Here is an 18,614-nt window from a genome sequence, read left to right as displayed (position 1 = left end):
CCAGCCGATCCCCCGCGCCGGTCCAGCCGCACCGGCTCACCAACGTGGGGCCGATCCGTCACGGTCCGGATCCCCGCCCAGCGCGGCAATACCGAGCCAGTCGGCGCAGACGTCCGACGTGGCCGGATGCAGCGAGCCGCAGCGGGCGTCCCGGTAGAGACGCTCCAACGGGTGGCCGCGCCGCGTCGCCGAGGTGCCCGCCGCCTCCAGCATCGACGCCGCCACCTCGGCGGCCGTGGTGCCGGCGAGCAGCTTCGCCCGCCACACCCAACGGTTGGTCTCCGCGTCACCCGGCGTCTCGTCCACCCGGCGGGCCGCCTCGGCCACCACCAGCTGGGCCGCCGCCGTGGCCGCGTCCGCCCGCCCCAACCGCGCGCGCACGGCCGGCAGACCGGCCAGGTTGCGGGCGTTGAGGTGCTCGGCCGCCGCGTCGATCGCCGCCCGGGCCACCCCCACGTAGACCGCCGCGTAGCTGGCCACCAACCAGTGCGGCATCAGCTGGGCGACCACCAGGGCGAGCCCCTCCACTCCGCCCAGCAGCCGGTCGGCCGGCACCGTGACGTCCAGGTGCAGGTCGTGCGACGAGGTGGCGCGCATGCCGAGCGCGTCCCAGGTCGGCTCGACGGTCAGGCCCTCCGGGCCGGCAGGCACCAGGAACTGGGAGACCACCGACTGGTCCGCGGTGCTGCGCGCGGCCACCAGGTAACCGTCGGCGTGCCCGGCGCCGGAGCAGAAGGTCTTGCTGCCCTTGAGGCGCCAGCCCGCATCGGTCGCCTCGTAGACCGTGCTCAGCTGGGAGAGCCGGGCCCCGGCGCCGCGCTCGCTCATCGCCACCGCGTACCAGGAGCCCTGCGCCGCGGCGGTGAGCAGCCGGTCCCGGGCGGCCAGCGCCTCGTCCGGCACGCCCAGCGCCTCGGCCAACTCCTCGGTGACCGCGCCCAACGCGCCGGTCACCGAGGCGTGCATGTTGAACACCAGGGCGGTCGCGCCGTTGCCTCGGGCAAGTTCGGTCGCCACCGCGGCGTACTCGGCGAAGCTGGCGCCCAGGCCACCCAACGACCGGGGCACCATCAACCCGAACAGGCCGGCCTCCCGCAGGTCACGGAAGTCCTCGACCGGAAAGGAGCCGTCCCGGTCGTGTTCCGCCGCCCGCGCGGCGAACCGCGGCGCCAACCGGCGGGCCGCCTCCAGCGCGTGCACCGTCATATTGCCCCCTTCTCGGCGTCCCTTACCCCCGCCACGGCCCGACTATCCGTTGCGGACCCCCCGGCCCTGGTACAGCACCGCGGTGGACCGGGTCGGCACGATGCGCGGAGCACGGCCGGTGGCCGCCGCACCGGGCCTCCGGGCGGCGCGGGCCCGCCGCAACAGCCAGGTGACCAGGCCACCGACCTGAGGTCGGATGCCGCGCAGCCGCAACACGACGCCATGCCGGGCGCACTCGGCCACCAGCGCCCGGGCATCCACGAACAACTGTGGATCGTGGATGCCGCGCGGCACGGTCGGCAGTCGCTCGGCGATGCGCACCGCGACCAGCCGGGCCAGTGCGGTGTCGTTCAGGGTGTCCAGCACCAGCAGCCCACCCGGGCGCAGCAGCCGGCACGCCTCGGCCACCGCGCGCGGCCAGGCCGGGACGTGTTCGAGCAGCTCACCTGCGGAAACCACGTCGGCGCAGCCATCGGCGAGCGGGACCGCGGTGACGTCGGCCTGGATCACGCGCACCCCGTGCCCGGCTGCCTGGACCAGCGCCGAGCGGGTCAGGTCGACCCCGACGTGCCGGTATCCCTTGCCAGCCAGGTGCGGCGCGAGCAGCCCGGCACCGCAGCCCAGGTCGACCAGGAGCGCGTCAGGGCGGGCAGCCGGTGGCACCAGTGCCGCGCGGGCCTCGGCGAGCCAGTGCAGCATCGCGAACGCGCCATCCGGCCGCCACCACTCACCGGCCAGATCGTCGTACTGGCGCGGATCGTTGCGCGGCAGCACCCGGGGGCCGGTGGACGCCGCGGCCGCAGCCACGTCTCGCATGGCTCCGAGCGTGGCACGACTGCTCGGTAACGACCAGACTTCCCTTATGTCGTCGAGGGTGTTAGGGCTGGTCAGGGCGAGCCATCCGGAACCGGCCGCGGCGGTGACCACAGTGGCGGGTCTGCTGGCCTGGGGAGTGGGGCACCGGCCGGCCGGAATCGCCTCGGTGGTGCTCGCGGTGCTGGCCAGCCAGCTCGCCGTGGGCTGGACCAACGACGCGCTGGACGCCGAACGGGACGCCACGGTGGGGCGTACCGACAAGCCGGTCGCCACCGGCGCGGTCGGCCGCCGCACCACGGCCTGGGCCGCGGCGGCGGCCGCGGTGGCCTGCCCGCTGCTGGCGCTGACCACGAACCCTACGGCGGCGTTCTGGCTCACCGTCGCCCTGGTCTCCGCGCTGCTCTACGACTGGCCGCTCAAGGCCACCGCGTTCTCGGTGCTGCCGTACGCGGTCTCCTTCGGCGCGCTGCCCGCCTTCGTGGTGCTGGGGCTGCCCGACGAGCCGACCCCGCCGGCCTGGCTGCTGGCGGCGGCCGCCTGCCTGGGTGCCGGGGCGCACTTCGCCAACGTCCTGCCTGACCTGGCCGACGACGCCCGCACCGGGGTGCGGGGCCTGCCGCACCGGTTGGGCCCAACCGGCAGCCGGGCCGCCGCGGCCGGGTTGCTCCTCGCGGCGACCGCGGCCCTGGTCCTCGGGCCGCCCGGGCCACCGTCGGTGATCGGGATGACGGCGGTGGGCGCGGCCGCCGTGGTGCCGGCGCTGGGCTGGTACGCCGGGCGCTCGGCGGTCCGGGCCGGCCGCCGGCCGGTGGCCGCCTTCCGGGCGGTGATGCTGGTGGCCCTCATCGACGTGGTCCTGCTGGTGGTGAGCGGTCGGGTGGTGTGACCGGCACCCGGGAAGGTGGCATTGCCCGGGTCCGCGTGCGGGCCTCGATCAGCTCCAACTACCCTGGAGCGCGGTCTGCGCGGGTATGGCCACCGTGCCCGGCGTACGGCCGGGTGGGGATCGTGACGAGGAGGACCGACGTGACGCGCTCGATCAGGGGATCCCGGCGGGCGGCCCTGTTGCTGTCCGGGATTGCGGTGACGACCAGCCTGCTGGCGTCCGGGTGCGGCGCCGGCCAGATCGCCGAGACCGCCAAGAAGGCGACGTCGGTCCAGGGCGTGAACCTCTCGTCCGGCAACGGCGTCTTCGCGGTGCGTGGCCTGCTGGTCGAGTACCCGGGCACCGAGGGCTACCGGGCTGGGCAGGACGCAACACTCAACGCCGTGATCTACAACGACTCGAAGGACACGGTGACGGTCACCGTCACCACCGAGAGCGCCCGCGAGGTCGTGATCAGCGGCGGCTCGGAGAGCCCGTCGCCGTCCGCCTCCGAGTCGGCCTCCGCCAGCCCGTCCGCCTCCGACTCCGGCTCGGCCAGCCCGTCGGCGACCCCGTCGGAGACCGGATCGTCCTCGGCCACCCCGTCCGCCCCGGAGTCCGCGCGGGCGTCCGGCTCGGCCAGCCCCTCCACTCCGGGTCAGCCCGCCCGGATCGAGCTGGCTCCGCTGAGCTACCTCCAGCTCAACTCCGAGGCCACCCAGCAGCTCCGGCTGATCGGCCTGACCGAGGCGCTGCGCTCCGGCCAGAACGTCGTCGTGACCTTCGACTTCGGTAACGGCAACACGCTCACCGGCCCCGCGCCGGTCGCGGTGCCGCTCACCCCGGCAGCGCCCCCCTCGCCGATCATCGAGCGCGAGGGCGGCTACGAGGGTGACGAGGGCGGCACGACCCACGGCTGACCCGAGCGACATCGACAAACGCCCCGGCGTGGTGACCACCACGCCGGGGTGTTTTCGTCGTACGCGAGGGCTAGCGTCCTGATGTGACCACCTCCCGATCGACCCCTCCGCGCGGCGGCACGGCCAGCGGCGCCCGCGGTCGGTCCACCGCCCGCGAGCCACGCCCGGCCTACGAGTGCGACGCCTGTGGCCACCAGCCGCCGAAGTGGGTGGGGCGCTGCCCGGAATGCGGCGAGTGGGGCTCGGTGGTCGAGTGCACGGTGACCGGCCCGACGGTCTCCGGTCGGGTGGTCAGCTCCCGGCTTCCCGCCGAGCCGGCCCGACCGATCGCCACCATCAGCGCCGCACCGGCCCGCGCCCGGCCCACCGGGGTGAGCGAGCTCGACCGGGTGCTCGGCGGCGGCCTGGTCCCGGGCGCGGTGGTGCTGCTCGCCGGCGAGCCGGGCGTGGGCAAGTCCACCCTGCTGCTGGACGTGGCGCAGCAGTGGGCCGTCGGCGCCGGCAGCCCGTCGCTCGTGGTCAGCGGCGAAGAGTCGGTCAGTCAGGTACGCCTCCGCGCCGAGCGGATGGGCACCCTGCACGACCAGCTCTACCTCGCGGCGGAGAGCGACCTGGCGGCGGTGCTCGGGCACCTCGACGCGGTCAAGCCGGGCCTGCTGGTGCTCGACTCGGTGCAGACCATCTCGACGACCGGCACCGAGGGGGTGCCCGGTGGGGTGACCCAGGTCCGGGCGGTCACCTCGGCGCTGGTCTCGGTCGCCAAGGAGCGGGGCATCGCCACGGTGCTGGTCGGGCACGTCACCAAGGACGGCCAGGTCGCCGGCCCCCGGGTGCTGGAGCACCTGGTCGACGTGGTGCTGCACTTCGAGGGCGACAAGCACTCGTCGCTGCGGCTCGTGCGCGGCGTCAAGAACCGGTTCGGCGCGGCCGACGAGGTCGGCTGCTTCGAGATGCACGAGGGCGGCATCAGCAGCCTCGCCGACCCGTCCGGGCTGTTCCTGACCCGTTACTCCGAGCCGGTGCCGGGCACCTGCGTGACGGTGGCGATGGAGGGGCGCCGCGCCCTGGTCACCGAGGTGCAGGCACTTATCGGCGCGACGGTCGCCGGCTCGCCCCGGCGTACGGTCTCCGGCCTCGACTCGGCCCGGCTGGCGATGGTGCTCGCGGTGCTGCAACGCCGCACCGAGCGGCTCACCCTGCACGACCGGGAGGTCTTCGCGGCCACCGTGGGCGGAATCCGCGTGGTGGAGCCGGCCGCCGACCTGGCGGTCGCGCTGGCGGTCGCGTCCGGCGGGCTCAACCTGGCCATCGCGCCGCACCTGGTGGCGATCGGCGAGGTGGGGCTGACCGGCGAGGTGCGCCGGGTCGGGGCGGTGCCGCGCCGGTTGGCCGAGGCGGCCCGGCTCGGGTTCAAGGTGGCCCTGGTCCCGCCCGGCTGCGGCCCGGCCAGCACCGGTGCCGGTCCCGAACAGATGCGGGTGACCGAGGTCACGGACGTCCGCTCGGCGTTGCACCATGCCGCTCGTGCGTCCGCCGAGTGACCCACCGTGTCGACGGGGACGGCGATACCGGACAGCACGCCGCAAGCGGGAAACGGCTGAAGGGGCGGCATCGTGACACATCACAGTAACCACGACAGCACCCACCGCACGGCAGTCCGTAGACTGTGCCCGTGCCGATCGACCGCGATACCACCAAGCCTGCCGGCGCGCCGCCCCACGCCCGCACCGGCGGCGTGGGCTCGCCCGCCCGCACGATCAGTGTCAGCGTGACCGCGGGAGCCGCCGGGAGCGCCGGGGACCCGCTGCGGGCGAACCTCGCCCTGATGGCACCCGGCACCGCGCTGCGGGACGGGTTAGAGCGCATTCTGCGCGGCCGCACCGGCGCGCTCATCGTGCTCGGCTACGACAAGGTCGTCGAGGGCCTGTGCACCGGCGGCTTCCCCCTGGACGTGGAGTTCTCCGCGACCCGGGTGCGGGAGCTCTGCAAGATGGATGGCGCGGTCGTGCTCTCCAGCGACGGCACCCGGATCGTCCGGGCGGCCGTGCACCTGATGCCCGACCCGTCCATCCCGACGGAGGAGTCCGGCACCCGGCACCGCACGGCCGAGCGGGTGGCCCGGCAGACCGGCTATCCGGTCATCTCGGTCAGCCAGTCGATGCGGATCATCAGCCTCTACGTCAACGGTCAGCGGCACGTGCTCGACGACTCGGCGGCCATCCTCTCCAGAGCCAACCAGGCGCTGGCCACCCTGGAGCGCTACAAGCTCCGGCTGGACGAGGTCTCCGGGACGCTCTCCGCGCTGGAGATCGAGGACCTGGTCACCGTGCGGGACGCGGTGGCGGTGGTGCAGCGACTGGAGATGGTCCGCCGGATCGCCGACGAGATCGCCGGCTACGTGGTCGAGCTGGGCACCGATGGCCGTCTGCTCGCCCTCCAGCTCGACGAGCTGATGGCCGGCGTGGACGCCGACCGGACGCTGGTCATCCGGGACTACCTCCCGGTCGGCCGCAAGTCCCGCACTCTGGACGAGGCGCTGGTCGAGCTGGACCTGCTCGGCGCCACCGAGCTGATCGACCTGGTGTCGGTGGCCAAGGCCATCGGTTACCCGGCCGCATCGGACGCGCTGGACGCCGCGGTCAGCCCTCGGGGCTTCCGGCTGCTGGCCAAGGTGCCCCGGCTGCCGGTGCCGGTGGTCGACCGGCTGGTGGTGCACTTCGGCAGCCTCCAGCGGCTGCTGGGCGCCACGGTGGAGGACCTGCAGGCAGTCGAGGGGGTCGGCGATGCCCGGGCCCGGGGTGTCCGCGAGGGGCTGTCCCGGCTCGCCGAGGCATCAATCCTGGAGCGGTACGTCTGACCCGGCTCAGCCGGTGACTGTGACCTTTACCGGCGCGCTGAGCTTGGTGCCGACCCGGGCGAACACCTGGTACGTCCCGACCGGCGGGAAGGGGCCGGCGGCCAGCCCACTGCCGTCGCAGCGGGTGGTGTCCCGCCCGTTCCAGCCCACCTCGTAGGAACGCTCGAAGTTCGGGGTGAAGGACTGCACGTCCGAACCCTTGACCTTGCCGCAGGTGTCCGACGACCACACCTTCTCGGCCCCGGACTTGATGAAGATCTCCTGAAGGTCGGCACCGACGTTCCGGCTGCACGTCCGGTCCGAGGTGTTCTTGATCTTGAGCTTCAGGTCGACGACCGCTCCGCGTTGAACGGAGGTGGGCCGTGCCACCGAGGTCACGCTGATCTCCGCATCGGTGCAGGTGCCGTCGTCCACCGACCCGGCAGCCGAGCCCGGTGGCGGGTCGTTGCTGGTGGTCTCCGGGCTCGGACTCCCGTTGTCAGGATCGTCGGACGCCGGCGGAGCGCCGGTCTGCGGGGTCAACACCGGCCCGCCGGGACCCGGGCTCGCGGCGGACGTCGGAGCAGACGTCGGCGTCTCCCCCGCCTGCGGCCGACCGTCGGAGCGACCCGAGCCGGTGCACGAGTAGAGCAGGACAATCAGGAAGAGAAGCCCCGCTCCGAGTACGACGGCGCGACGCCGCCAGTACACGGCGGGTGGCAGGGGGCCGACCGTCAGACGCATGATGCCTCCCACCGTAGCGGCGCTGCGCCCCCCAGCCCGCCGCGACGCGCCGGAGCGCCGCCGGCACCACCCGGTAACCGTCCACTGAGGACGACATTGTCGATCGTCCGGCGCACCGTCAGAGGTAGACCTTGCGCTGATAGACGGCGTGTGCGCCGGCCACCCGGTCGAGGAAGAGCAGCCCGGCGCAGTGGTCGATCTCGTGCTGCAACGCGCGCGCCTCGAAGCCGTCGGTCACCAGACGGACCGGTTCCCCGCTGCCCGGCAGGTCGCCCTCCACCACCAACCGGCTGGCCCGCTTCACGTCCCCGGTCAGGTCCGGCACCGACATGCAGCCCTCCCGGCCTGGTTTCCACCGGGTCGCCTCGACCACCCGGGCGTTGCAGAGCACGAAGGTGCCGTGCACGGTGACGGCCTTCGGATGCCCGGTCACGTCGACGGCGAACACCCGGGCCGCCACCCCGATCTGCGGTGCGGCCAGGCCGACGCAACCCGGCGACACCCGCATGGTGGCGACGAGGTCGGCGGCCAACCGGACGGTGTCCCCCGCGGTTGGATCGACCTCGCCGCCGGCCCGGCTCAGCACCGGGTGCGGGGCCGACACCACCGCGCGCACCTCGCCCGGCTCGGCCAGCGACTCCGGCGTCCAGTCGCCCAGGCCGACGTACGTCCCGACGTTCCAGTCAGTGCCCGGGTCGCTCCGCTCGCCGGTCACAGCAGATCCGGATCCGCCGGCCGGAGGGTGACCTCGACCCCCAGCTCGGCAGCCGTCCGATGCAACCGGTCGGTCAGCCCGTCGGCGACGCCGGCCGGCAACTCCACCTCAGCCAGCACCACGTAGAGCGAGCCGGCCAACCGGGTACTCAGGTCGGTGACGTTCCCGCCGGCGTCCACCAGCACCCGGGTCATCGCCGCGACGATGCCCATCCGGTCCGACCCGTGCACCGCCATCACGTACGGCTCGCCCACCGGGGCCACCTCACCGTCCGGGATGACCGCGCGTACCGTCGCCAGAAGCTGACCCTCGGCGGCCAGCGGCGCCAGCGCCGCCTCGACCTCGGTGGCGGCCGGACCGGTGCAGATGAGGGTCATCGCGAAGTGCCCCCGCAACCGGGTCATCGTGCTGTCGGTGAGATTGGCGCCCAGTCGGGCCAGCACCTCGGCGACGTCGGCCACGATGCCCGGCCGGTCCCGACCGATGACGGTGATCGCGAGCTCGTTCATCCGGGCATTCTGCCCGATCCGTCGGCCGCCGCCGTGACACCCCGCCCGAGCCGCCCATCCAGCGGGAACGCGCCGCGTGACATCATCGACGGCGCGATGACTCAACCCGATTTCGCCACTCTGATCAGCCAGTGGTACCGACAGCACGCCCGTGACCTGCCGTGGCGCGAGCCCGGGGTCAGCCCGTGGGCCATTTTGGTCAGCGAGGTCATGCTCCAGCAGACGCCGGTGGTCCGGGTGGTCCCCGCCTGGCAGGCGTGGTTGGCCCGCTGGCCGGACCCGGCCGCGCTGGCGGCGGACAGCCCGGCCGAGGCGATCCGGATGTGGGCGCGCCTCGGCTACCCCCGCCGGGCGGTCCGGCTGCGGGAGTGCGCGGTCGCGATCGTGGACCGGCACGGCGGCCAGGTGCCGGACCGACTGGAGCAGCTTTTGGCGCTGCCCGGGGTCGGCACGTACACGGCGCGGGCGGTGGCCGCGTTCGCGTACGGGCAGCGGCACCCGGTGGTCGACACGAATGTGCGCCGGGTGGTCTGCCGAGCGGTGGCCGGCGAACCGGACGCGGGGGCGGCCACCCGGCCCGCCGACCTGGTCGCGACCGAGGAGCTGCTGCCCGCCGAGCCGGCCGCAGCGGCCCTGGCCAGTGCGGCGTTCATGGAGCTGGGCGCGGTGATCTGCACGGCCCGTTCACCGCGCTGCACGGCCTGCCCGGTCGAGTCGGTCTGCGCGTGGAGGGCCTCCGGGCAGGAGGCGCCGGCCGGACCCACACGCCGCCCCCAGCGGTACGCGGGCACCGACCGGCAGGTACGCGGGCTGCTGCTCGGGGTGCTCCGAGAGAACACCGGACCGGTGCCGCACCAGCGGCTGGACCAGGTCTGGACCGACGACGTGCAGCGCGCCCGGGCCCTGGCCGGCCTGGTTCAGGACGGGCTGGTGGAGCCGGTAGGCACCGACGCCTTCCGCCTCACCGGCGACGGCCCGTCCCTACCCGCCTGATCACCTCCGCCGACGCGGCCGGGGCGAGGTCAGCAACGAGCGCTATACCTCAGAGGCATATTTATACCTCTGAGGTATAGCGCCAAAGACAGTGACGGCCACCCGGTGGGGGCCGCTTCGGGCGGACACCGACCGCCGAGGGGTGGAAGCCGCGCACACGGCGGGGACAGCGAAAAGAGCGGGGCCCCGGTGGCTCGCGCCACCGGGGCCCCGCCCCTGATGCTGCTTGTGTTACTCGTCGGCGCCCGCGGCTGCGGTGCCACCGAGGTCGGCCGGCACGGCGTCCGGAACCTCCACCGGCTTCTCCGCGCCCCGGAACACGAGCTTGGACTTGTCGATGTCGTTCGGGTCGCCCTCGCAGTCCACCACAACGATCTGACCCGGGGTCAGCTCGTTGAACAGGATCCGCTCGGACAGGTTGTCCTCAATGTCGCGCTGGATCGTGCGACGCAGAGGACGGGCACCGAGCACCGGGTCGAAGCCCTTCAACGCCAGGTACTTCTTGGCGTTGTCGGTCAGCTCCAGACCCATGTCCTTGTTGCGCAGCTGCGTCTCGATCCGCTGGATCATGATGTCCACGATCGAGAGGATCTCGTTCTGGCGCAGCTGGTGGAAGACGATGGTGTCGTCGATCCGGTTGAGGAACTCAGGCCGGAAGTGCTGCTTGAGCTCGTCGTTGACCTTCTGCTTCATCCGGTCGTAGTTGGACTCGGAGTCCTCCGACGCCTGGAAGCCGAGCGACACCGCCTTGGCGACGTCCCTGGTGCCCAGGTTGGTGGTCAGGATGATGACCGTGTTCTTGAAGTCCACGATCCGACCCTGACCGTCGGTGAGCCGACCGTCCTCCAGGATCTGGAGCAGCGTGTTGAACACGTCCGGGTGGGCCTTCTCGATCTCGTCGAAGAGAACCACCGAGAACGGCCGACGCCGCACCTTCTCGGTCAGCTGCCCGCCCTCGTCGTAGCCGACGTAGCCGGGAGGGGCACCCACCAGCCGGGAGACCGTGTAGCGGTCGTGGAACTCGGACATGTCCAGCTGGATGAGGGCGTCCTCGCTGCCGAAGAGGAACTCGGCGAGCGCCTTGGACAGCTCGGTCTTACCGACACCGGACGGGCCGGCGAAGATGAACGAGCCCGACGGGCGCTTCGGGTCCTTCAGGCCGGCCCGGGTACGCCGGATCGCCTTCGAGACCGCCTTGACCGCGTCCTCCTGGCCGATGACGCGCTTGTGCAGCTCGTCCTCCATGCGCAGCAGGCGCGAGGTCTCCTCCTCGGTCAGCTTGTAGACCGGGATGCCGGTCCAGTTGCCGAGCACCTCGGCGATCTGCTCGTCGTCAACCTCGCTGACGACGTCCAGGTCACCGGCCTTCCACTCCTTCTCCCGCTGCGCCTTCTGGCCGAGGAGCTGCTTCTCCTTGTCGCGCAGCTGGGCGGCGCGCTCGAAGTCCTGCGCGTCGATCGCGGACTCCTTGTCGCGACGCACCTGGGCGATGCGCTCGTCGAAGTCGCGCAGGTCTGGCGGCGCGGTCATCCGGCGGATCCGCATCCGGGCACCGGCCTCGTCGATCAGGTCGATCGCCTTGTCCGGCAGGAAGCGGTCGGAGATGTATCGATCGGCCAGAGTCGCGGCCGCGACGAGGGCCGCGTCCGTGATCGAGACCCGGTGGTGCGCCTCGTAGCGGTCGCGCAGGCCCTTGAGGATCTCGATGGTGTGCGCCAGCGACGGCTCACCCACCTGGATCGGCTGGAACCGGCGCTCGAGCGCGGCGTCCTTCTCCAGGTGCTTGCGGTACTCGTCGAGCGTGGTGGCTCCGATCGTCTGCAGCTCACCGCGGGCCAGCATCGGCTTGAGGATGCTCGCCGCGTCGATCGCGCCCTCGGCGGCACCCGCGCCCACCAGGGTGTGGATCTCGTCGATGAACAAGATGATGTCGCCGCGGGTGCGGATCTCCTTGAGCACCTTCTTGAGGCGCTCCTCGAAGTCACCGCGGTAACGGGAACCGGCGACCAGCGCACCGAGGTCAAGCGTGTAGAGCTGCTTGTCCTTGAGCGTCTCGGGCACCTCGCCCTTGATGATCTTCTGGGACAGGCCCTCCACCACGGCGGTCTTACCGACACCTGGCTCACCGATCAGGACCGGGTTGTTCTTGGTACGGCGGGAGAGCACCTGCATGACCCGCTCGATTTCCTTCTCGCGCCCGATGACCGGGTCGAGCTTGCCCTCACGGGCGGCCTGGGTCAGGTTGCGGCCGAACTGGTCCAGCACCAGGCTGGTCGACGGCGCGGCCTCACCCGGCGCGGCGCCCGCCGCGGCCGGCTCCTTGCCCTGGTAGCCGGAGAGCAGCTGGATCACCTGCTGGCGGACCCGGTTGAGGTCGGCGCCGAGCTTGACCAGCACCTGGGCGGCGACGCCCTCACCCTCGCGGATCAGACCGAGCAGGATGTGCTCCGTGCCGATGTAGTTGTGGCCGAGCTGCAGCGCCTCGCGCAGCGACAGCTCAAGCACCTTCTTGGCCCGCGGCGTGAACGGGATGTGCCCGCTCGGCGCCTGCTGACCCTGGCCGATGATCTCCTCGACCTGCTGGCGGACGCCCTCCAGGGAGATGCCGAGGCTCTCCAGGGCCTTTGCCGCGACGCCTTCACCTTCGTGGATCAGGCCCAGCAGGATGTGTTCCGTACCGATGTAGTTGTGGTTGAGCATCCGGGCCTCTTCTTGGGCCAGGACGACAACCCGTCGCGCTCGGTCGGTGAACCGCTCGAACATGCCCTCGTGCTCCTCACGTGCCGTGCGCCTTGATGGTCAAGATCTTGGCGGGGCCGGTGCACGAACGTCCGGGACGGGCGTCCGTGCCTCCTTACTCTATCGTCGCTGACCGACTCAGCTGAGGTCGTGTGTCTCGGGTACGGGTCGGTTCCACGTCGTTTTGCACAACCGTCCGCGCTCAGGAGGTGTTCCGGTACCCCTGTCGCTACGCGCAGAGCGAAATCCGACCGGCGCGACGGAAGCCCTCTCCCGGCTCCGGAGAGCTCCGGGGAGGGGGCCGGCGCTGGCGACGAACGCCACGCCCGACCCTGGGGAGGGTTTTCCACAGGCTGTGGACAACTGCTCCACCGGTTGTGGACAACGTCGGTCGCGTGGGAATGCTTCCCGACCCTGGCTCGGCCTCCGACCTCCGGCCCCGCGTCTGACGGGAATACGGCGACGCCGGCCCGGAGAATGCTCCGGCCCGGCGTCGGTGTCGCCCTGCGGCGGCCGCTGGCCACCAGACTGCTGAGGATCAGCGCTTCGCGTGGTACTCGTCGACGATCTCCTGCGGGATGCGCCCCCGGTCCGAGATGTCCTTGCCGGCCTTCTTGGCCCACTCCCGGATCGCCTTGTTCTGCTCCCGGTCAGCGGTCGCGCCGCCCCGGCCGCGGGCGGCCCGTCCACCGATCACCACGCCGCCCCGGCCCACCTTGGTGCCGGCGCCCACGTAGGGAGCGAATACGTCGCGCAATTTCGCGGCGTTGGAACTCGACAGGTCGATCTCGTACTGAACGCCGTCGAGGGCGAACTTGACAGTCTCGTCCGCGTCCCCGCCGTCCAGGTCATCGACCAGCTTGTGAATGATCTGCTTGGCCACGTCCCACATTCCTTTCGAGCAGGGTGCTCCTGCTAACGAGAGCACAATAACCCCCGCGCCGCGCGCCCCGTCAATAGGATGCGGTATCGACGCGGCGCGAGGCGAGCCGGACTACTCCGGGCGGACCAACGGGAAGAGGATGGTTTCCCGAATTCCGAGCCCGGTCAGGGCCATCAACAGCCGGTCGATTCCCATTCCCATACCGCCGGCCGGCGGCATTCCGTACTCCATCGCCCGGAGAAAGTCCTCGTCGAGACGCATCGCCTCGTCGTCGCCACGGGCGGCGAGCTGCGCCTGGGCCACCAGCCGCTCCCGCTGCACCACCGGGTCGACCAGCTCCGAGTACGCGGTGCCCAGCTCGAACCCGAGCACGTAGAGGTCCCACTTCTCGGCCAGCCCCGGCTCGCTGCGGTGCGCACGGGTGAGCGGGCTGGTCTCCTCCGGGTAGTCCCGGATGAAGGTGGGCGCCTCCAGGCCGGGGACGACCAGCTCCTCGAACAGTTCCTCGGCCAGCTTGCCCGGGCCCCACTTCGGGTCCACGGCCAATCCCACCTTGTCCGCGTACTCCACCAGGCGGGACCGTTCGGTGCGGACCGTGACCTCCTCGCCAAGCGCCTCGGAAAGCACGCCGAACAGGGTCACCGACCGCCACTCACCACCCAGGTCGAACTCCCGACCGTCGGCGTGGGTCACCACGGTCGAGCCGCTGACCGCGACCGCCGCCTGTTGCACGAGATTGCGGGTCAACTCGGCCATCGTGTCGTAGTCGCCGTACGCCTCGTACGTCTCCAGCATCGCGAACTCCGGTGAGTGCGAAGAGTCGACACCCTCATTACGGAAGTTGCGGTTGATCTCGAAGACACGGTCGACACCGCCGACCACCGCGCGCTTGAGAAACAGTTCCGGAGCGATTCGCAGATACAGGTCGGTGTTCAACGCATTGCTGTGGGTCACGAACGGTCGGGCCGCCGCGCCGCCGTGCAGCAGTTGCAACATCGGAGTTTCCACCTCGATGAAACCCTGCCCATGCAACGAATCGCGGATGCTGCGCACCGCCGCGGCCCGGGTACGGACCATCTGCCGGGCCTGCGGCCGGACGATCAGGTCGACGTAGCGCTGCCGGACCCGCGCCTCCTCGGAGAGGGGCTTGTGCGCCACCGGCAACGGCCGCAGCGCCTTGGCGGTCATGTCCCAACGATCGGCCAGCACCGACAGCTCGCCGCGGCGACTGGTGATCACCTCGCCGGCGACGCCGACGTGGTCGCCGAGGTCGACCAGCCGCTTCCAGGCCTCCAGCCGCTCCGGCCCGACCCGGTCCAGCGAGAGCATCGCCTGCAACTCGGTGCCGTCGCCGTCGCGCAGCGTCGCAAAGCAGAGCTTGCCCGTGTTGCGTACGAAGATCACCCGTCCGGTGACCGAGACCTGGTCGCCGGTGGCGGTGTCGGTGGGCAGGTCGGCGTAGCGCCCACGGACCTCCGACAGGGTGGCGGTACGCGGGAATCCGACGGGGTAGGCCTCGATGCCGTCGGCGATCATCCGGTCCCGCTTCTCCCGGCGGACCTTCATCTGCTCGGGAAGGTCGTCGGCGGGGTCCACTGGCACGGCGTTCTGCTCGCTCACGGCACGCTTCCTCGTCACGGAGATACGGGGGGTCAGGCCCGAGCGTACTCAAGCCCCCTGGGGGTCGTTACCGGATAACCTGCGCCTCATGGTCGATCACACTCACGCCCTGTCCTTCGGTGCCGCGGCCAGCGACTATGACCGGTTTCGTCCCAGCTATCCCGTAGAGGCGGTGCGCTGGGCGCTCGGCGGGCTGAGCGACGCCGCGCAGGTCGTCGACCTCGGGGCCGGCACCGGCATCCTGACCAGGGTCGTACGGGCACTCGGCCACCGGGTGCTGCCGGTGGAGCCCGACCCCGGCATGCGGGCCCAACTGGACTCCGCCACCCCCGACGTCACGGCCCTGGCCGGCAGCGCCGAGTCGATGCCGCTACCGGACGGCAGCGCCGACGCGGTGGTGGTCGGCCAGGCCTACCACTGGTTCGACAAGGAGCGCGCGCACGCCGAGGTCGCCCGTGTGCTGCGGCCGGGCGGGACGTTCGCCCCGATCTGGAACACCCGGGACGATCGCGTCGACTGGGTGGCCGAGCTGGGCCGGATCGCCCACATGGGCGACCACACCATCGACCTGACCGAGTCGGTGACCGACCTCGGCCCGGCCTTCGACGCGGTGGAGCTGGGCGTGTTCGAGCACCACACCACCCTCACCCCCGACGAAGTGGTCGGGATGAGTCACACCCGCTCCCACTACCTGACGGCGGATCGCCAGCAGCGGGCGACCGTCGACCGGGAGCTGCGGCAGCTCCTCGCCGGCCATCCGGACCTGGCCGGACGGGAGAGCGTCGAGCTGCCGTACCGGACCGTGGTCTTCCGCGCCCGACGGCGCTGAACCCCCACCGGAGTCACAGGTTCCGGTCGTAGACCATCCGCAGCCCGATCAACGTGATCATCGGCTCATGGTGGGTGATGCTGTGGCATTCGTTGATCACCAGCGCGGCGAGGCCGCCGGTGGCGATCACCGCCTTCACCTCGCCCAACTCCTCGGTCATCCGCTCGACGATCCGGTCCACCTGCCCGGCGAAGCCGAAGTACAGGCCGGACTGGAGGCACTCCACGGTGTTCTTGCCGATCACCGAGCGGGGCTTGGTGGCCTCGACCTTGCGCAGCTGGGCGGCCCTGGCGGCCAGCGCGTCGAAGGAGATCTCGATGCCCGGGGCGAACGCCCCGCCGAGGAACTCGCCACGACCGCTGATCACGTCGAAGTTGGTGGTGGTGCCAAAGTCCACCACGATCGACGGCCCGCCGTAGAGCGTGTACGCGGCCAGCGTGTTCACCACCCGGTCGGCGCCCACCTCCTTCGGGTTGTCGATCGCCAGCTGAACCCCGGTCCGCACACCGGGCTCGACGATCACGCTGGGCAGGTCGGCGTAGTAGCGGCCGAGCATGGTGCGCAGCGAGCGCAGCGCGGCCGGCACCGTGGAGCAGGCGGCCACGCCGGTGATCTCGACGTTGTCCCCGGCGAGCAGGCCCCGGAACATCAGGCCCAGCTCGTCCGCCGTCGAGCGGGCATCGGTCTTGATCCGCCAGGAATGCACCAGCTTGTCGCCGTCGAAGGTCGCCAGCACGGTGTTGGTGTTTCCGATGTCGATGCAGAGCAGCACGCACGAAGCCTAGACAACGACCGTACGGACGGGCGCGGACCGGCCGGCGGACCGTATCCTGGTCCCATCACGACATGAACATAGGTCGATCCACGGCGCGGCCGGACGGGGAGCGGACATGTCGGGGACGTGGTGGGTGCGCGGGCGCAACACCCTGCGCCGGCGCCGGCGGCACGTGCTGGTGCTGGTCGCGCTGGCCGGCGGCGCGATCTGGATGATCGTGCAGGCGTGGCAGGCGTCCCGACGGGAGACCGGCAGCTTCGCCGGGGACCTCTACCTCAACATCGGCGCCGCGCTGATCATGACGCTGCTGACCTACGTGGTGCTCAACCCGCTCTTCCGCGAACTCCAGACGGTCAGCATCATCGAGCATCCCCGGCTGGACCGGGATGCGCTGATCGAACGGGTCGCCCAGTGCCGGGAGACCGTGGCCATCCTGGAGACCTGGACCAGCATGCTCGAGGGCCCGTACGCGACCCGGTTCGTGGCCGCGCTGCGCTCCGCGCTCGCCAACGGCGCCACCGTCAAGGTGCTGCTGCTGGACCCGGACTCACCGGCGGTCCGGCTGCGCGGCGAGGAGCTGCGCCGGCGGGACGCCTCGGTGGCCATCCTCAACAACCTGTGGCACCTGGCCCGGCTCCGCGAGGAGCTGCCGGAGGCCGCCCGGGCCCGGCTCCAGGTCCGGGTCTACAGCGCCGCCCCTTCGGTGCAGATGTACCGCTGGGACGGCAAGGCGTTCATCTCGTTCTTCCCGGTGCAGGGCAGCACCTTCGACACCCAGCAGATCGAGGCGTTCGTCTCCACCCCGCTGGGCGAGTTCGTCGACGACCGGTTCGCCGAGCTGTGGGAGACCGCGCCCCTGGAGGACCTGGAGGCCTGCCTCAGCCTGCGGCTCTGCCTACGCCAGGCCGGACGGGACCTGGAGACCTGCGAGGCGCTCTACGTACGCTCCGACGGCGACTGGTACATCGCCGGCACCGACCTGGTGCGCAACGTCGCCCGACACGGGCTGGCCGGGCTGAGTGTGGTGCTGGACCGGCCCGAGGTGGCGGGCGAGGTCTTCGCCATCGGCGAGGCGGACGAGCTGGCGCCCGCGATCTACAACCGGGTGCTGGAGCTCTTCCGGGCCAAGTACGGGCTCGACGGCCGGCAGGACACCGAGAACCGGGTGATCTTCAATCTGGCCGCCACCTCACTGACCACCGTCTGAGGCGCGGCCCGCCGCCGGCCGCGTACCCGTCATTCGATCCGCAGGTCCATCGCGATGTCCAGGATGGGCGACGAGTGGGTCAGCGCGCCCACCGAGAGGAAGTCCACGCCGGTGGCCGCGTACCGGCCCGCCACCTCCAGGGTGAGCCCGCCGGTCGCCTCCAGCTCCGCCCGGTCACCCACCGCGGCCACCGCCTCGGCCAGCGTCTCCGGGGTCATGTTGTCGCAGAGCAGGAAGTCCGCGCCGGCGTCCACCGCCTCCAGCGCCTCGTCGACCGTGGTCACCTCGACCTGCACCGGCACCTCCGGGAACGCCTCCCGGACCCGCCGGTACGCCGCGGTGATGCCCCCGGCCGCGAGCTTGTGGTTGTCCTTGATCATGGCCACGTCGTAGAGGCCCATCCGCTTGTTGGTGCCGCCGCCCGCCCGCACCGCGTACTTCTCCAGCGCCCGCAGGCCCGGCGTGGTCTTGCGGGTGTCCAGCACCATCGCCTTCGTGCCGGCCAGCGCGTCCGCCCAGGCACGGGTGTGGGTGGCCACCCCGGACATCCGGCAGAGCAGGTTGAGCGCCGTCCGCTCGGCGGTGAGCAGCAGCCGGGTCGGCCCGGTCACCGTCGCCAGCACATCGCCGCGGGCCACCCGCTCGCCGTCGCCGGCCACCTGCGACACCTCGACGGTACGGCCGAAGCCGGTCACCTCGCCGACCAGCTCGAACACGGCGGCGGCCACGCTCAGCCCGGCCACCACGCCGTCCGCGCGGGCCACCAGATCGGCGGTGTCGGTCTGCTCCGCCGGGATGGTGGCCACGCTGGTGACGTCGAGGAAGTCCGGCCCCAGATCCTCGACCAGCGCGGTCTCGATCACCGTCCGCACCTGCGCCGGGTCCAGGCCGCCCGCCCGCAACGCCCGCTGCGTCGACTCCGTCAATGCCATCTCCGTTCGCGACTGCGGGGCTCGC

The 18,614-nt window shown here is 71.8% G+C and carries 17 protein-coding genes; 7 read left to right on the top strand and 10 right to left on the bottom strand.

The annotated features are described in order from the left end of the window. Positions 1-36: 36 nt before the first annotated feature. A complete protein-coding gene (locus ABZU69_RS06960) occupies positions 37-1,206 on the bottom strand; it encodes an acyl-CoA dehydrogenase family protein (RefSeq protein WP_354963460.1) in 1,170 nt (389 codons plus the stop codon). 42 nt (positions 1,207-1,248) lie between these two features. Then, positions 1,249-2,022 carry a methyltransferase domain-containing protein gene (locus ABZU69_RS06955; protein ID WP_354963459.1) on the bottom strand — a complete coding sequence of 258 codons (774 nt, stop codon included), beginning with the start codon at positions 2,020-2,022 and terminating at the stop codon, positions 1,249-1,251. A 46-nt stretch (positions 2,023-2,068) separates the two neighbouring features. Here ABZU69_RS06955 and ABZU69_RS06950 point away from each other — a divergent pair, with 46 nt between their 5' ends. The 4 genes from ABZU69_RS06950 (at position 2,069) to disA (ending at position 6,664) form a co-directional block, all read left to right on the top strand. Further along, positions 2,069-2,908, top strand: a complete 840-nt coding sequence (locus ABZU69_RS06950; protein WP_354963458.1) for a UbiA family prenyltransferase — start codon at positions 2,069-2,071, stop codon at positions 2,906-2,908. A 140-nt stretch (positions 2,909-3,048) separates the two neighbouring features. Next, positions 3,049-3,807, top strand: a complete 759-nt coding sequence (locus ABZU69_RS06945; protein WP_354963457.1) for a hypothetical protein — start codon at positions 3,049-3,051, stop codon at positions 3,805-3,807. Positions 3,808-3,890: 83 nt separating this feature from the next. Continuing rightward, complete coding sequence (gene radA, locus ABZU69_RS06940) at positions 3,891-5,348, top strand: DNA repair protein RadA (protein ID WP_354963456.1); 1,458 nt, start codon at positions 3,891-3,893, stop codon at positions 5,346-5,348. A 131-nt stretch (positions 5,349-5,479) separates the two neighbouring features. Then, positions 5,480-6,664 (top strand): DNA integrity scanning diadenylate cyclase DisA, encoded by a 1,185-nt coding sequence (gene disA, locus ABZU69_RS06935; protein WP_089021854.1) that lies wholly within the window; start codon positions 5,480-5,482, stop codon positions 6,662-6,664. Between the two features lie 6 nt (positions 6,665-6,670). On the opposite strand, the gene ABZU69_RS06930 is transcribed toward disA, so the two are convergent. The 3 genes from ABZU69_RS06930 to ABZU69_RS06920 form a co-directional block, all read right to left on the bottom strand. After that, complete coding sequence (locus ABZU69_RS06930; protein WP_354963455.1) at positions 6,671-7,387, bottom strand: hypothetical protein; 717 nt, start codon at positions 7,385-7,387, stop codon at positions 6,671-6,673. 118 nt (positions 7,388-7,505) lie between these two features. After that, positions 7,506-8,102: a peptide deformylase gene (locus ABZU69_RS06925; protein ID WP_354963454.1), complete on the bottom strand. Its 597-nt coding sequence runs from the start codon at positions 8,100-8,102 to the stop codon at positions 7,506-7,508. Further along, complete coding sequence (locus ABZU69_RS06920; RefSeq protein WP_354963453.1) at positions 8,099-8,611, bottom strand: ACT domain-containing protein; 513 nt, start codon at positions 8,609-8,611, stop codon at positions 8,099-8,101. The genes ABZU69_RS06925 and ABZU69_RS06920 overlap by 4 nt, the downstream gene beginning before the upstream one ends. A 96-nt stretch (positions 8,612-8,707) precedes the next feature. Between ABZU69_RS06920 and ABZU69_RS06915 the strand changes: the two genes are divergently transcribed. Beyond that, the gene (locus ABZU69_RS06915) at positions 8,708-9,604 is read left to right on the top strand and encodes an A/G-specific adenine glycosylase (protein ID WP_354963452.1); all 897 of its coding nucleotides are present in this window, start codon (positions 8,708-8,710) and stop codon (positions 9,602-9,604) included. A gap of 231 nt (positions 9,605-9,835) precedes the next feature. On the opposite strand, the gene ABZU69_RS06910 is transcribed toward ABZU69_RS06915, so the two are convergent. The 3 genes from ABZU69_RS06910 to lysS form a co-directional block, all read right to left on the bottom strand. Then, a complete protein-coding gene (locus ABZU69_RS06910; RefSeq protein WP_354963451.1) occupies positions 9,836-12,367 on the bottom strand; it encodes an ATP-dependent Clp protease ATP-binding subunit in 2,532 nt (843 codons plus the stop codon). Between the two features lie 514 nt (positions 12,368-12,881). Next, complete coding sequence (locus ABZU69_RS06905; RefSeq protein WP_074318984.1) at positions 12,882-13,226, bottom strand: Lsr2 family protein; 345 nt, start codon at positions 13,224-13,226, stop codon at positions 12,882-12,884. 111 nt (positions 13,227-13,337) lie between these two features. Then, positions 13,338-14,846, bottom strand: a complete 1,509-nt coding sequence (gene lysS, locus ABZU69_RS06900) for a lysine--tRNA ligase (RefSeq protein WP_354963450.1) — start codon at positions 14,844-14,846, stop codon at positions 13,338-13,340. 88 nt (positions 14,847-14,934) lie between these two features. Here lysS and ABZU69_RS06895 point away from each other — a divergent pair, with 88 nt between their 5' ends. Further along, positions 14,935-15,675: a class I SAM-dependent methyltransferase gene (locus ABZU69_RS06895; protein ID WP_354963449.1), complete on the top strand. Its 741-nt coding sequence runs from the start codon at positions 14,935-14,937 to the stop codon at positions 15,673-15,675. Between the two features lie 13 nt (positions 15,676-15,688). Here the strand turns inward: ABZU69_RS06895 and ABZU69_RS06890 are convergent, their stop codons facing one another. Beyond that, the gene (locus ABZU69_RS06890) at positions 15,689-16,447 is read right to left on the bottom strand and encodes a type III pantothenate kinase (RefSeq protein WP_354963448.1); all 759 of its coding nucleotides are present in this window, start codon (positions 16,445-16,447) and stop codon (positions 15,689-15,691) included. A gap of 118 nt (positions 16,448-16,565) precedes the next feature. On the opposite strand from ABZU69_RS06890, the gene ABZU69_RS06885 reads away from it, so the two are divergent. Further along, complete coding sequence (locus ABZU69_RS06885; protein WP_354963447.1) at positions 16,566-17,657, top strand: DUF5919 domain-containing protein; 1,092 nt, start codon at positions 16,566-16,568, stop codon at positions 17,655-17,657. 29 nt (positions 17,658-17,686) lie between these two features. Here the strand turns inward: ABZU69_RS06885 and nadC are convergent, their stop codons facing one another. Further along, the gene (nadC, locus tag ABZU69_RS06880; RefSeq protein WP_354963446.1) at positions 17,687-18,583 is read right to left on the bottom strand and encodes a carboxylating nicotinate-nucleotide diphosphorylase; all 897 of its coding nucleotides are present in this window, start codon (positions 18,581-18,583) and stop codon (positions 17,687-17,689) included. Positions 18,584-18,614: the final 31 nt, after the last annotated feature.

Origin of the sequence: Micromonospora sp. NPDC005206, from assembly GCF_040608175.1 — a bacterium.
Lineage (GTDB): Bacteria > Actinomycetota > Actinomycetes > Mycobacteriales > Micromonosporaceae > Micromonospora.
The sequence above is the reverse complement of the archived record's forward strand: the minus strand, read 5'-3'. Positions and strand labels throughout refer to the sequence as shown.

What these genes read in the sequence shown, in the direction of transcription:
- ABZU69_RS06960 (WP_354963460.1), bottom strand. Translation starts at nt 1,206, where the DNA reads ATGACGGTGCACGCGCTGGAGGCGGCCCGCCGGTTGGCGCCGCGGTTC.
- ABZU69_RS06955 (WP_354963459.1), bottom strand. Translation starts at nt 2,022, where the DNA reads ATGCGAGACGTGGCTGCGGCCGCGGCGTCCACCGGCCCCCGGGTGCTG.
- ABZU69_RS06950 (WP_354963458.1), top strand. Translation starts at nt 2,069, where the DNA reads ATGTCGTCGAGGGTGTTAGGGCTGGTCAGGGCGAGCCATCCGGAACCG.
- ABZU69_RS06930 (WP_354963455.1), bottom strand. Translation starts at nt 7,387, where the DNA reads ATGCGTCTGACGGTCGGCCCCCTGCCACCCGCCGTGTACTGGCGGCGT.
- ABZU69_RS06920 (WP_354963453.1), bottom strand. Translation starts at nt 8,611, where the DNA reads ATGAACGAGCTCGCGATCACCGTCATCGGTCGGGACCGGCCGGGCATC.
- ABZU69_RS06915 (WP_354963452.1), top strand. Translation starts at nt 8,708, where the DNA reads ATGACTCAACCCGATTTCGCCACTCTGATCAGCCAGTGGTACCGACAG.
- ABZU69_RS06910 (WP_354963451.1), bottom strand. Translation starts at nt 12,367, where the DNA reads ATGTTCGAGCGGTTCACCGACCGAGCGCGACGGGTTGTCGTCCTGGCC.
- ABZU69_RS06895 (WP_354963449.1), top strand. Translation starts at nt 14,935, where the DNA reads ATGGTCGATCACACTCACGCCCTGTCCTTCGGTGCCGCGGCCAGCGAC.
- ABZU69_RS06885 (WP_354963447.1), top strand. Translation starts at nt 16,566, where the DNA reads ATGTCGGGGACGTGGTGGGTGCGCGGGCGCAACACCCTGCGCCGGCGC.